This is a genomic window from Bradyrhizobium sp. SSBR45G, from assembly GCF_030159255.1.
GTDB lineage: Bacteria > Pseudomonadota > Alphaproteobacteria > Rhizobiales > Xanthobacteraceae > Bradyrhizobium.
Map to the genome: position 1 here is coordinate 23138 of NZ_BSCT01000002.1, position 12778 is coordinate 35915.

Here is a 12778-nt window from a genome sequence, read left to right on the forward strand (position 1 = left end):
TGAGGGCGCAGCGGAGCCAAATTGTTTTTCGATCTTGCGTTGCACTGTGCCGGTGTGTCGCACCGGAAGATGTTGCCGGGCAGGCGCGGTCTCACATGGCGGAATACGTGACCTGCGTTCCGCGTTGCCGCGACTCTCGACTGTCACGCGCCGCCGCGCCGCGGTATTGTCGGGCTCGCATGCGGGATGCAAGTGTGATCGCCACGTCTCTCGCCAAGAACAAGCAAGCCCAAGGAGCAGACCATGTGGCCTGATCGCCGGTTTCTCGATCTCGTCAAGACCGAACATCCGATCGTCCTCGCCCCGATGGCGGGTGTGATGGACGCCGATCTGGTGATCGCGGTCGCGCAAGGCGGCGGACTCGGCTCGCTGCCCTGTGCGATGCTGACCGCGGACAAGGCGCGCGAGCAGGTCAACATCATCCGCCAGCGTGTGTCGGCCCCGATCAACCTGAACTTCTTCTGCCATGCCGCGGTCGAGGCCGATGCGGCACGCGAAGCCGGATGGAAGCAGCGGCTCGCCGGCTATTATCAGGAATATGGCGTGGACCCGGCGGCTCCGGTCACGGCCGCCAACCGCGCGCCGTTCGATGCGGCGATGTGCGCCGTCGTCGAGGAGCTCAAGCCCGAGATCGTCAGCTTCCATTTCGGTCTCCCCGAGCCCGGACTGCTCGCGCGCGTGAAGGCGGCCGGCGCGATCGTGATGGCGTCGGCCACCGTCGTGCGCGAGGCGGTGTGGCTGGAGCGGAACGGCGCCGATGTCATCATCGCGCAGGGCGCCGAGGCCGGCGGCCACCGCGGCATGTTCCTGACCGACAAGCTCGCCGAGCAGGTCGGCACCTTTGCCCTCGTGCCGCAGATCGTGGATGCCGTGAAGCTGCCGGTCATCGCGGCCGGCGGCATTGCCGATGCGCGCGGCATCGCCGCCGCGTTCGCCCTCGGTGCGTCCGGCGTGCAGATCGGTAGCGCTTTTCTGCGCTGTCCCGAATCCAAGGTGAGCGTGCCGGCGCGCGCCGCGCTCGCCGCCGCCAATGACGAATCGACCGTCATCACCAATGTGATGACCGGGCGGCTCGCCCGCGGCGTCGCCAACCGGGTGATGCGCGAGGTCGGTCCGGTCTCGCCGGATGCGCCGGCGTTTCCGCACGCGGCGACGGCGCTCGGCCCGCTCAAGGCCGCAGCCGAGAAGCAGGGCAAGGTCGACTTCACCAATCTCTGGGCCGGGCAGGCGCTGCCGTTGGGACGCGAGGTGCCGGCAGCCGAGCTGACGCGGACGCTGGCCGAGCAGGCGCTGGAGCGCCTCGCGAAGCTGGCCGGCTGACGCCGCGGGCAGGGCGGTGCCCCGGGAAAGTCCCGCGGCTGCCGGTTGCGGCGCGAAACCGGCCTCTGCTATAGGGCGGGTTCACTGTTTCCCGTGAGGCCCTATATAATGTCGGTCGATGCCGCCACCGTCCGCCGGATCGCGCAATTGGCGCGGATCGCAGTCACTGACGCCGAGGTCCCGCATCTGCAGGGCGAGCTCAACGCGATGCTGGATTTCGTCGAGCAGCTGTCGGAGGTCAATGTCGAGGGCGTCGAGCCGATGACCTCGGTGACGCCGATGGCGATGAAGAAGCGGCAGGACGTCGTCACTGACGGCGAGATCGCCGACGACATCGTCAAGAATGCGCCCGCGACCGAGAACAACTTCTTTCTCGTCCCGAAGGTCGTGGAATAGCCAGGGATTGGACCGGTCGCGGAGATGCCGCGACCGAGCCCAGCCGAAACCGACAAGCGAGCCAACGCCGATGTGCCTGCTCTGCGACGATGAAGCGGCCTACAAGGCCTATATGGACTATCTCGACGCGATGGAGCGGCAGGGCAAGGCCGCCGATCCGGACAAGGCCGTCAACGAGATCCTCGACCAGCTCGAGGCGGCGAATGCCAACAAGGCTCCCCCTAAGAAGAACAAGTTCTTCGCGGACGACGCCGCCGACGACAAGACGCTCTCCCCGTTCTTCTGCAGCCCGATCAACAAATGACCGATTTGACTTCGCTGACGCTCGCCGAGGCCCGCAAGGGTCTCGACAGCAAGACCTTCACGTCGCTCGAGCTCACCGACGCCCATCTCAAGGCGATCGAGGAGGCCCGCGCGCTCAATGCCTTCGTGCTGGAGACGCCGGACCAGGCGCGCACGATGGCGCGCGAGGCTGACGCCAAGATCACCAAGGGCGAGGGCGGGCCGCTGGCCGGCATTCCCCTGGGGATCAAGGACCTGTTCGCGACCAAGGACGTCCGCACCACGGCCTGCTCGAAGATCCTCGGCAATTTCGTGCCGCCTTACGAGTCCACCGTGACCTCGCAGCTGTGGCGCGACGGCGCGGTCATGCTCGGCAAGCTCAACAATGACGAGTTCGCGATGGGCTCGTCCAACGAGACCTCGTGCTTCGGCCCGGTCGGCAACCCCTGGCGCCGCGAGGGCTCGAACACGACGCTGGTGCCCGGCGGCTCGTCCGGCGGCTCCGCTTCGGCCGTCGCCGCGCTGCTCTGCATGGGCGCGACCGCGACCGACACCGGTGGCTCGATCCGCCAGCCCGCCGCGTTCACCGCCACCGTCGGCATCAAGCCGACCTATGGCCGCTGCTCGCGCTGGGGCATCGTCGCCTTCGCCTCCTCGCTCGACCAGGCCGGTCCGATCGCGCGCACGACCCGCGACGCGGCGATCCTGCTGCGCTCGATGGCGGGGCATGATCCGAAGGACACCACCTCGGTCGACATCCCCGTGCCGGACTACGAGGCCGCGATCGGCCGGTCCGTGAAGGGCATGAAGATCGGCATTCCCCGGGAATATCGGCTCGACGGCATGCCGGCCGAGATCGAGAAGCTCTGGAGCGAGGGCGCCGAATGGCTGAAGGCCGCCGGCGCCGAGCTGGTCGAGGTGTCGCTGCCGCACACCAAATACGCGCTGCCGGCCTATTACATCGTGGCGCCGGCGGAGGCGTCCTCGAACCTCGCCCGCTATGACGGCGTCCGCTACGGGCTGCGCGTGCCCGGCAAGTCGATCGGCGAGCTGTACGAGAACACCCGCGCAGAGGGTTTTGGCGCCGAGGTCCGCCGCCGCGTCATGATCGGCACCTACGTGCTGTCGGCCGGCTATTACGACGCCTACTACATCCGGGCGCAGAGGGTCCGCACCCTCATCAAGAAGGATTTCGAGGACTGCTTCGCCAAAGGCGTCCACGCGATCCTGACGCCGGCGACGCCGTCGGCCGCCTTCGGCATCGGCGAGAAGGGCGGCGCCGATCCGGTCGAGATGTATCTCAACGACATCTTCACGGTGACCGTGAACATGGCGGGCCTGCCGGGCATCGCGGTGCCCGCGGGCAAGGATGCGCAGGGGCTGCCGCTCGGGCTGCAGCTGATCGGACGTCCGTTCGACGAGGAGACGCTGTTCTCGCTCGGCGAGGTCATCGAGCAGGCGGCGGGACGCTTCACGCCCGTTCGGTGGTGGTGAGCTTACCCGACTTCAAGACGAGCCTCGCGGGCGCCGCGCCCGCGACCGGCCTTTCGCCCGTGCTGACGGGTCTGTGGTGGCTGGGCAAGGGCGACTGGGACCGGGCGCACAGGATCATTCAGGACGAGACCGGCCGCGATGCGGCCTGGGCGCACGCGCATCTGCATCGCGTCGAGGGCGATCTCGGCAATGCCGCCTACTGGTATCGCCAGGCCGGGCAGAAGATCGCGACCGATGCGTTGGATATCGAATTCGAGCGGATCGTCTCCGCACTGCTTGGGAGTTAGAGGGCCATGACGGCAACCAGCGGCAAGCTGATCAAGGGCGCCACCGGCGACTGGGAGGTCGTGATCGGCATGGAGATCCATGCCCAGGTGACCTCGAAATCAAAACTGTTCTCCGGCGCCTCGACCGCGTTCGGCGGCGATCCCAACAGCCACGTCTCGCTGGTCGATGTGGCGATGCCGGGCATGCTGCCGGTCATCAACGAGGAGTGCGTGCGCCAGGCGGTTCGCACCGGGCTCGGGCTGAACGCCAAGATCAATCTGCGCTCCGTGTTCGACCGCAAGAACTATTTCTACCCCGACCTGCCGCAGGGCTACCAGATCAGCCAGTACAAGGACCCGATCGTGGGCGAGGGCGAGATCACGGTCGAGCTCGACGGCGGCAGGACAGCGACTGTTGGCATCGAGCGCCTCCACATCGAGCAGGATCCTGGGAAGATGCTGCACGACCAGTCGCCGTCGCTGTCCTTCATCGACTTCAACCGCTGCGGCGTGGCGCTGATGGAGATCGTCTCCAAGCCGGATATCCGCGATGCGGAGCAGGCCAAGGCCTATGTGACCAAGCTGCGCTCGATCATGCGCTATCTCGGCACCTGCGACGGCGACATGGAGAAGGGCAGCCTCCGCGCCGACGTCAACGTCTCCGTGCGCAAGCCGGGCGGGCCGCTCGGCACCCGCTGCGAGATCAAGAACATCAACTCGATCAGTTTCATCGGCCAGGCGGTCGAGGCGGAGGCGCGGCGCCAGATCGAGATCATCGAGGACGGCGGCGTGATCGAGCAGGAAACCCGCCGGTTCGATCCCGACAAGGGCGAGACGCGCTCGATGCGCTCCAAGGAGGAGGCGCATGACTACCGTTACTTCCCGGACCCGGACCTCCTGCCGCTCGAGTTTACCCAGGCCTTCGTCGACGAGCTGAAGGCGGCGCTGCCGGAATTGCCGGACCAGAAGAAGGCGCGCTTTATCGCCGATCTCGGCCTGTCGCCCTACGACGCCTCGGTGCTGGTGGCCGAGCGCGAGAGCGCGGCGTTCTATGAGAGCGTGCTGGAGGCGCTGTCCGAGCGGGCGCGCGACGGCAAGCTCGCCGCCAACTGGGTGATCAACGAGCTGTTCGGCCGGCTCAACAAGGAAGGCCTGGACATCGCGTCCTCTCCGGTCGCTGCGGCCCAGCTCGCGGCGATCGTTGCGCTGATCGGGGAGGGCACCATCTCCGGCAAGATCGCCAAGGACCTGTTCGAGATCGTCTGGAGCGAGGGCGGCGATCCGCGCGCGCTGGTCGAGAGCCGCGGCATGAAGCAGGTGACCGACCTCGGCGCGATCGAGAAGGTGGTCGACGAGATCATCGCCGCCAATCCGGACAAGGTCGCGCAGGCCAAGGCGAAGCCGCAGCTCGCCGGCTGGTTCGTCGGCCAGGTGATGAAGTCGTCGGGCGGCAAGGCCAACCCGCAGGCGGTCAACGATCTCCTGAAGAGCAAGCTCGGCATCTGAAACGACGACCGCTGTTCTTCGTTCCGACGGCGCGCACCGAGGTGTGCGCCGTTTCTGTTTGGCGATCGCATCCGGCGAATCGCCGCGCGCGATTCGCAAAAAAGCCACCTTTGGCGAGCGCTCGAACGCACACGAGGGTGTGTGCAGTGAAAATTTTTTCGTTGCCAAAATTTACGACTCAGAGTCCGCGAGCACCGCTCGTCGCGCGAGTCCGCGCGCGGTGCCGCGCATCCGACGGCTTCGAGCTACGCGAGCAGCGATTCTGAAAATGGCTTGTAGTGCAGGCTTTTTTCGCGATGGCTATTAGTAGCCGGCGCGCGCCTGCCGCGATCGACGCTTTCGATTCCGTCATCGCGCGACGCGCTGCTTCGCGCGTTTCGTCAGCCGTAGGCGCGCGCGCGTGTCAACACTTCCTTAAGCCGGAAGCTGTTTTTTTTCACTCGTTGGTGTATCGATGAGGAGTGCAGTTCGATTCCCGACTGCACGCATCGACTAAGCCATCTCACATCGGAGGGCAACATGGCCAAGAAAGCGAAGAAGGCGAAGAAGGCAGTGAAGAAGGTCGCGAAGACCGCGGCGAAGAAGACTGCCAAGAAGACCAAGAAGGTCGCCAAGAAGAAGTAACTCTCGCAGTCCGCTGCGAGATGAGTCCGGCAGCTGATGCCGGCACGTCGTTGGAACGTTAGGTCCGCTTGAAGCTCCCTCGAGAGCCGGGCAGATCTCCTGAAGCTCCATTGACGATAGAGGGTGTCGGCGAGACATCAGGTCAACGGTCGGATCGAAATCGAGAGCGGCTTCGCTCGCGGTGCGGTCCGGCAGAAGAAACAGGATTTCTTCGTTCGGTGCAGATCGCGTTTCCGGTCTGCAATCTCACGAGCGGCTCTCCAGCCAGAGTGAGATCTGATCCTGACGTGTTCGCCGACGCCCTCGATCCTGGCACCGCCCGATGGCGGCGTGCCCGAGATGACCCTTTCCCAAACTTCATCACATGCAGCCGACACGCGCCGCGCGGCCGTGGCTCTGCCGTTGCCGTGGCGGGCATGACTGGCTCGATCAGGAGCGTGGTCGTGCGCGAGTCTGCGCGCCGGATGCATCGAGGGCGCCGCTGCGGTGCCGATGCCGACGGTTGCAACGGCCGCGCCATCGCGTTTCGCGGATGGTTAGAGGTTTGCCAAACAGAACGGTAAACCGCTCTTTGCCGCTTCAGAAAACCCCGCCTGAATCAATGATTTGTACGCCGGCCCGAAAGATCGGGCCGTTTCCGTTCAGGCTTCCTTCAGCACGATGCTTAAACTGCCTTTCAAACTTGATCCGCATCCTTCGCGCATAAGCCGTCAAACGGCATGGGGACTAACCAGGCGTTGAACAGTTGGACGGGGGCTGCGCTCCAGGGGAGCCGCCTCTCTGTGATGAAGGAGAGCGACGATGTTTCAGGGACAACTCGATTTCGTTGATGTGACCACCGCCGAGCAGGGCGCCAATGGCGACGTGCTGTTCGAGCTCGGCATGCTCTATGCGAGCGGCCGCGACGGAGCGGTCGATCTGATCGCTGCGCACAAATGGTTCAACCTCGCCGCCCTCAAGGGGCGCGTCGATGCGGCCGCGATGCGCCGCGAGATCGCCGAGCAGATGTCGGATGCCGAGATCGCGGCTGCGCAGCGCGAGGCGCGCGCCTGGATGAGCGCGCGTTGATGACGCTTCGCGACGGCTCGCCGGCCTTGCAGCTCCGTGACCGGATGAATGCGAGGCCGGGGCTTCGGGCCGCTGCGACGTCGGGATCGCCCGGCCGGATGACCGATCCACTTCCTTTTGTCCTGCCGGCAGCAAGCCTCGTCCTGCGTCCATAAATCTCCTATCTGTCGTCGCAGGTGACGCAGGCAGCGGGATCGATGGCATGGCGCAGGCGCAGCAGCGACGAGCGGGACGGCAGGAACTGATCGACTGCCATGACTGCGGCCATGGCGTTTCGTTCAGCGCTACGGCGTGTCCGCATTGCGGGTCGACCGAACCGGCGGGGCCGGCGGTGCAGAGCCGGCGCGAGCTGCAGCGGCTGCGGATCGAAGCCGCCAATGATCGCCGTCTCGTCGTGGTGACCGCGCTGTGTGCCGGTCTCGGCACATTCTATGGTGCGGTGATGGGAGCAGGGGGCGCGGCGTCCTGGTGGGCGGCGGTCGGCTACGGCTTCATCGGCGCCGTCATCGGTGTCCCCGCAGCCTTCGTGATCAACATCGGCCGCAGCCTGTTCGACTGACCTGCGCGTTGTCCGGGTGACGCGGAGAACGGTTTCGGCGGCGCGCGGCTGTCACAGACCGCCGAAGCATTCGGCCCGCGGCGCCAGGCATCAGATTCGCGGCGAGAATGTCCGAGGGGGATATGGCGGAGACGGAGGGATTCGAACCCTCGATAGGGCTTTACAACCCTATAACGGTTTAGCAAACCGCCGCCTTCAGCCACTCGGCCACGTCTCCGGCTGGCGTCGGTATGCCCGACGACGCGCCGAGCCGCAAGCGGCAGATTGCGACGGGTTTCGAAATCCTCACAGGAGTGCGCGCTAGCCTTGCCGTGTCGGGAGGAGCGCCGATCGGTCCTGGCTCTCACCATGACAAGGCAGTCCCTCAGCCCGACGGGCGGGGACGATGGGCATGGTCGCGGGCCAAGACCATTTGGCGGCTCGCACCGCTTGCGATCTTGTCTCCCTTTCTCCTCTCAACGGCTGTCTCGCCGGCCTGATGCCAACTCGCCACACCATTTTCGGCGTCGGTTCGATTCCCGCCGCCGGCGCCGGGATTCGGTGCCCGGGACGCCTGAGTTGCGCCCGGTTCCTGCCGGGCGAGTGTGGCTGCGCCTAAGCACCCAAGATTGCGTTGTTACAAAACCATAACATAAACAGAAGCTTAGCGGTTCCCGCAGAACCACGGTCTCGTGCCTTTTGTGCAACACCGGTCCAAAAAGGCGCCCGCTGGCGGCCGCAATGATGGTTCCTTTGTTGCGTGTGCAAAGGCCTTCGGTAATTCTGCGTCTCACGACGAAGGGGGGCATCCCGACGTCGTCCCGTTGAGGTCGTTCGCTCAAGTCCCTCGCGTTCATGCGGGTGTGTCCGATAGCGCGAAGCGGCTGAGCGACGGGTCGAAGAGGGATAACGGTACGAACCCAAGGGTGTCTCACACCCAGCGGAGGCGAACCTTCCCTGACTGAGCAACTTGGAGGTTTAACACTATGAACACGATCAAGAGCCTTGTCCTGGGCTCGGCGGCCGCTCTCGTCGCAATGTCCGGGGCTCAGGCAGCTGACCTTCCGATCAAGGCCAAGGCGGTCGAGTATGTGAAGGTCTGCTCGCTTTACGGCGCTGGCTTCTACTACATCCCCGGCACCGACACCTGCATCAAGCTCGGCGGCTATACGCGCGCCGAGACGGCATTTGCCAGCAACGGCTCCTATAACAACGCCGTCAACGGCGTTGCCGGTGCGAACAACCGCCTGAGCAACTACTATTACAGCCGCGCTCGTCAGGACCTCAACATCGACACGCGCACGGCGACTGAGTACGGCGTGGTCCGTACCTACTTCGAGTCGGTTTTCACCTGGACCTCTGACACCTACACCGGCAACGCCAACGGCAACGGCTCGACGGTCTACTCGCAGATCGGTGGCGGCACGGGCGTCGGCGGTGCAAGTGCTCCGAACAACGCCAATGCTGGCGCTATCGCCGGTGGTACGCTCGGCGTGTACTTCGCCTTCATCCAGTTCGCCGGCTTCACCATGGGTAAGGCCGTGTCGCAATTCGACGCGCCCTGGACCGGCTATCCCGGCAACAACTTCGACGGCCTGTGGGGCGGCTCCAACAACACCACCGGTGTCAACCAGTTCACCTACACGGCGGACTTCGGCCAGGGCATCACCGCCGCGATCTCGGCGCAGGATGGGACCGCGAACTCCCAGACCAACCTCTGGAACGTCTCGAACATCAGCGCGGCCGGCATCGTCGGCGGCGCTTACGGTTCCAGCTCCTACGGTGGCAACGTTGCTCCGGACATCGTCGGCATGGTCCGTGTCGACCAGGCCTGGGGTCTGTTCCAGGCGTCGTTCGCGGCGCATGACAACCACACCGCCTACTACGGTGCTTCCGAGACCTCGGGTCACCCGTCGGACAAGTGGGGCTGGGCAGCTCAGCTGGCCTTGTCGATCAAGAACATTCCGACCGGCGCTGGCGACAGCATCAACATCCAGGGCGCTTACACCAACGGTGCGAGCCGCTACAACGAGGGGCAACTCAACCCCACCACTTACGCGATGTATGGTGGTAGCAGCACTGCCGGCGTTTACGGCACGCTCGGCTTCGCTGGCGTCAGCGACGCGGTGTTCGTCAACGGCGGTGATCAGCAGCTGACCACCACTTATGGCTTCCGTGGTGCCTATACCCACAACTGGAGCCCGACCTGGAACTCGGCACTCTACGGTTCGTGGGCTGCCGTGAAGTACAACGACACTGCCAAGGGCCTGATCTGCGGCAGCGCGGCGATGACGACGATCGCGGGCGCAGGCTTCACCTGCAACCCCGACTTCAACATCTCCTCGCTGGGCCTGATCACCCGCTGGACCCCGGTCAAGAACCTGACCTTCTCGGCTGACGTTGCCTGGACGAACCTCGACCAGAAGTACACCGGCAACATCGCCTATCCGGGTTCGGCCACCATCGCGAAGCCGGCTGCGACCTACCAGCTCAAGGACCAGAACTCGGTGTCCTTGCTGGTCCGCGCTCAGCGCAACTTCTGATCCTGATCGACGGATCAGGTTTCAACGACCCCCGGCAGGCAACTGCCGGGGGTTTTTGTTTGCGCTGCGCTGGTGCTGGACGATTGGCGCTGCGACCATCAGCCGGGCGGCGGCAACAAAGGGGAAGGGACGCGGTTCCGCCATTCGCCCTGGGATCGGCCGTGGGAGAAGCGGATTCGGCATGGCAGTACCGGCGTCTGAGCCTTGTCTCCGATGAGACACCTGACCCGAACTCGTCGTCACCCGGTCGAAGGAAACGCTGCCGGACGGTGGCTGGGTAGATAAAAATCCAATTTAGGACAATGGCTTAGAAGAAAGTTACCGATTCCGAAGATTGGGTATTGAAATTAGATGAGTTGATAAGATAATTTTGTAAACGTCACTGCTTAGGGATAAGTGTGCACAGGCTGAATGACACGGTTCAACGTTAAGCCTCCGAAACCCTCGACGATGCCCCGTCGGGGGTTTCTTCGTTTCTGATCAGACTTTCTCCGGGCCAGGGCGTGGACCGGTTCACCGATCTGCCGGCGCAGAGCCAAGCCGCGCTGATCGGACGCACCTGCAATTGATCGCCCAAAGCACCCAAATCAGCACAAAGATCCGTAAAAAAACGTCCTGATGTGCCTTGACCGCAAATTTGCGCTTCAGCACAGTCTGACGAACAGATGACGGATTTTAGAGCCGTCACGGGTCGAGGAGCGTGATGAGGTCGGAAGGCGTTCTGAAAGCGTTAGGACCGTGGTCTCAAAGGGAAGAACTCTCCGAGGCCGTGATGCGTTTGCTGGATACGTCTCCGGAAGGCGAGGGTGAGTTCGCCGATTGCCTGGCGATCGTGCAGCGTATCGACGATCACGACGAGGAATCCTGGTATCAGGAATGGATGCGATCGGCCGACGCGATGCGGGCCGAGGCCTTCGCCGCGGCCAACGCAGGATCACCTGACACCGCGCGGCGGAAGTGGCTGCGCGCCATCGATCTCTACGATGTCGCGGCATCGCCATTCAGCAGCTGTCTCATGCGCCAGGCCGAGGTTGCGGCCGGCATCCGAGTCTGCGCCGTGGACTGTCTCAACGCCGGCGTCCCGCAAGGCGAGGTGGTCACGATCCCCTGGCGCGCCGATTATTCGCTCGAAGCCTATTTTCTGCCGGCGCCCGATCGGAACGGTCCGGCGCCGACGGTGGTCTGCGTGTGCGAGCCCGGCCAACGCAAGGAGAAGTCCCTGGTGAAGTTTGCCGGGCAGGCCGCCGAGCGCGGCCTGTCTCTGCTGGTCGTCGATCTGCTCGGACCAGGCCCGGCCAGCCGATTCGACGAGATCGTCGGCCGGCGCGACCTCGAAACGGCGATCGGCAGCATCATGGACTATGTCTGCGAGCGCGAGGATGTCGATGATGCCAGGATCGCGATCCTGGCCGACGATTGGAGCTCGTCCTTCGTGGCGCGCGGCATCGCGCGCGATCCGCGCTACGCCGCCGCGGTCTGTGACGCCGGCCTCTGGGACATTCACGAGCGGGTCTGTCTGTCGCGTCGGCTGACGCCGGACGAGCGGGCCGGCCTGCCGAGCGCGAGCGACTGCCGCGTGGCGCGACAAATCATGTGCCCGGTCCTGGTGGCCTTCCCGGAATCGGGATGGCTGCGCGCCGACATCGCCGCGCGGCTGGTGGCGCAGATGAAGCGCGAGCATCTCGATGTCACGCTGGAGATCTTGGCAAGCCAGCGGGGCGGGGCATCCGACGATGCACCTGCCAGCGCCGCAGTCTTGGACTGGATTGCCGCGCGTCTCGCCTCTGCGCCGAAGCTGCGGAGCTGACGGCGCGGCGGCTGCAATTTGACGGCTGCGAGATCGACCGAGCCGTCTGCGGCCGCAGCCCCCCGGCGGCTCTGTGGTCGCGACGATACAAGTCGTGATAATACAAGTCGCGACAATACAACCTGAGACAACATGGGACGTGTTCGTCACGCCCGCAGCCGCGGGGTCAGACGCCGAGCGAGACCCTGGCGCTGGCTTTTTCGAAGCGCTCCTTCAGCGCCGCCAGCTTGTCCGTGAACGTCGACAGCTCCCGCGCATCGAACTCCTCGAAGATGAAGCCGAAGACCTGCAACTGCTGCGCTTCGAGCTCTGCAAAGTGCTCCAGCGTCTTGGGCGTCAACGACATCCGGACCACCCGCGCGTCGTCCGGGGCAGGCTTGCGCTGCATGAAGGCTTTCTTTTCAAGCAGCTTGGACTGAGTCGTGACGAAGGACGGGTCGACATGCAGCCGCTTGGCGGCCGCGTTCACGGCGACACCCTCGCCCTGATCCAGCTCGGAGATGGCCATCAGGATCATCCATTGCGGGCCGCTGATCCCGATTCGCTTGGCCCAGAAGTACCTCAGCTCCTCGAGGTGGACGTTGATCGTAGCGATCTCCCTGGCGAACCGGAGGATGGCGTCGCGATTCTTCGGCAGATGTTCAGTCATCTGCTGCGGTTCGGCCGCTTCCACAGGTGCGGCAGAGGTATTGTTCGAGGGCGCCATTGCTCAGGAGTTCCAAGTCGAACCGTGACCCTAGTGAAAAAAAATCCATAGCAAAATCACTTATCTAGGAGGTAATGCGCAGGCCCCCTTGCGGTGCACAACAAGCTGCCACGGTGTTGCCCTCAAGACACATTTCGGCTTCATTCAATTACCTGACTGCATAAACTATTTTGCTTACCGAATGCGCGGAGGCATAGTTCCTGACGACGGTGGGGGGTTACTCGATCG

11 protein-coding genes and 1 tRNA gene are annotated in these 12778 nt (G+C 64.4%); 10 read left to right on the top strand and 2 right to left on the bottom strand.

The features are described from left to right. Positions 1-243: 243 nt before the first annotated feature. From QQL87_RS03030 to QQL87_RS03065, 8 genes are all read left to right on the top strand, one after another. Positions 244-1320 carry an NAD(P)H-dependent flavin oxidoreductase gene (locus QQL87_RS03030; RefSeq protein WP_284419466.1) on the top strand — a complete coding sequence of 359 codons (1077 nt, stop codon included), beginning with the start codon at positions 244-246 and terminating at the stop codon, positions 1318-1320. Positions 1321-1428: 108 nt separating this feature from the next. Beyond that, entirely contained in the window at positions 1429-1716 is a 288-nt protein-coding gene (gene gatC / locus QQL87_RS03035) for an Asp-tRNA(Asn)/Glu-tRNA(Gln) amidotransferase subunit GatC (protein ID WP_284419464.1), read from the top strand. 70 nt (positions 1717-1786) lie between these two features. Further along, complete coding sequence (locus QQL87_RS03040) at positions 1787-2020, top strand: hypothetical protein (RefSeq protein WP_284419462.1); 234 nt, start codon at positions 1787-1789, stop codon at positions 2018-2020. Then, a complete protein-coding gene (gene gatA / locus QQL87_RS03045) occupies positions 2017-3492 on the top strand; it encodes an Asp-tRNA(Asn)/Glu-tRNA(Gln) amidotransferase subunit GatA (protein ID WP_284419459.1) in 1476 nt (491 codons plus the stop codon). The genes QQL87_RS03040 and gatA overlap by 4 nt, the downstream gene beginning before the upstream one ends. Next, the gene (locus QQL87_RS03050) at positions 3483-3779 is read left to right on the top strand and encodes a hypothetical protein (protein ID WP_284419458.1); all 297 of its coding nucleotides are present in this window, start codon (positions 3483-3485) and stop codon (positions 3777-3779) included. Before gatA ends, QQL87_RS03050 begins: the two co-directional genes overlap by 10 nt. 6 nt (positions 3780-3785) lie before the next feature. Then, positions 3786-5264 (top strand): Asp-tRNA(Asn)/Glu-tRNA(Gln) amidotransferase subunit GatB, encoded by a 1479-nt coding sequence (gene gatB, locus QQL87_RS03055; protein WP_284419456.1) that lies wholly within the window; start codon positions 3786-3788, stop codon positions 5262-5264. Positions 5265-6689: 1425 nt separating this feature from the next. Further along, the gene (locus QQL87_RS03060) at positions 6690-6956 is read left to right on the top strand and encodes a hypothetical protein (protein WP_284419454.1); all 267 of its coding nucleotides are present in this window, start codon (positions 6690-6692) and stop codon (positions 6954-6956) included. 202 nt (positions 6957-7158) lie between these two features. Then, on the top strand, positions 7159-7515 hold the full coding sequence (locus QQL87_RS03065; RefSeq protein WP_284419452.1) for a hypothetical protein: 357 nt from the start codon (positions 7159-7161) through the stop codon (positions 7513-7515). A 123-nt stretch (positions 7516-7638) separates the two neighbouring features. Here QQL87_RS03065 and QQL87_RS03070 read toward each other — a convergent pair. Beyond that, positions 7639-7732 (bottom strand) — tRNA-Ser (locus QQL87_RS03070). A 748-nt stretch (positions 7733-8480) separates the two neighbouring features. On the opposite strand from QQL87_RS03070, the gene QQL87_RS03075 reads away from it, so the two are divergent. Continuing rightward, positions 8481-10037, top strand: coding sequence for a porin (locus QQL87_RS03075; protein WP_284419451.1), 1557 nt, complete (start codon positions 8481-8483; stop codon positions 10035-10037). Positions 10038-10809: 772 nt separating this feature from the next. Further along, entirely contained in the window at positions 10810-11844 is a 1035-nt protein-coding gene (locus tag QQL87_RS03080; protein WP_284419450.1) for an alpha/beta hydrolase family protein, read from the top strand. Positions 11845-12010: 166 nt separating this feature from the next. On the opposite strand, the gene QQL87_RS03085 is transcribed toward QQL87_RS03080, so the two are convergent. After that, on the bottom strand, positions 12011-12550 hold the full coding sequence (locus tag QQL87_RS03085) for a MarR family winged helix-turn-helix transcriptional regulator (protein ID WP_502871129.1): 540 nt from the start codon (positions 12548-12550) through the stop codon (positions 12011-12013). Positions 12551-12778 lie beyond the last annotated feature (228 nt).

Excerpts from the sequence above, each read along its gene's own strand:
- QQL87_RS03080 (WP_284419450.1), top strand. The coding sequence starts at position 10,810 with ATGCGTTTGCTGGATACGTCTCCGGAAGGCGAGGGTGAGTTCGCCGAT.
- QQL87_RS03030 (WP_284419466.1), top strand. The coding sequence starts at position 244 with ATGTGGCCTGATCGCCGGTTTCTCGATCTCGTCAAGACCGAACATCCG.
- QQL87_RS03065 (WP_284419452.1), top strand. The coding sequence starts at position 7,159 with ATGGCGCAGGCGCAGCAGCGACGAGCGGGACGGCAGGAACTGATCGAC.
- QQL87_RS03040 (WP_284419462.1), top strand. The coding sequence starts at position 1,787 with ATGTGCCTGCTCTGCGACGATGAAGCGGCCTACAAGGCCTATATGGAC.
- gatB (WP_284419456.1), top strand. The coding sequence starts at position 3,786 with ATGACGGCAACCAGCGGCAAGCTGATCAAGGGCGCCACCGGCGACTGG.
- gatA (WP_284419459.1), top strand. The coding sequence starts at position 2,017 with ATGACCGATTTGACTTCGCTGACGCTCGCCGAGGCCCGCAAGGGTCTC.
- QQL87_RS03060 (WP_284419454.1), top strand. The coding sequence starts at position 6,690 with ATGTTTCAGGGACAACTCGATTTCGTTGATGTGACCACCGCCGAGCAG.
- gatC (WP_284419464.1), top strand. The coding sequence starts at position 1,429 with ATGTCGGTCGATGCCGCCACCGTCCGCCGGATCGCGCAATTGGCGCGG.
- QQL87_RS03085 (WP_502871129.1), bottom strand. The coding sequence starts at position 12,550 with ATGGCGCCCTCGAACAATACCTCTGCCGCACCTGTGGAAGCGGCCGAA.
- QQL87_RS03075 (WP_284419451.1), top strand. The coding sequence starts at position 8,481 with ATGAACACGATCAAGAGCCTTGTCCTGGGCTCGGCGGCCGCTCTCGTC.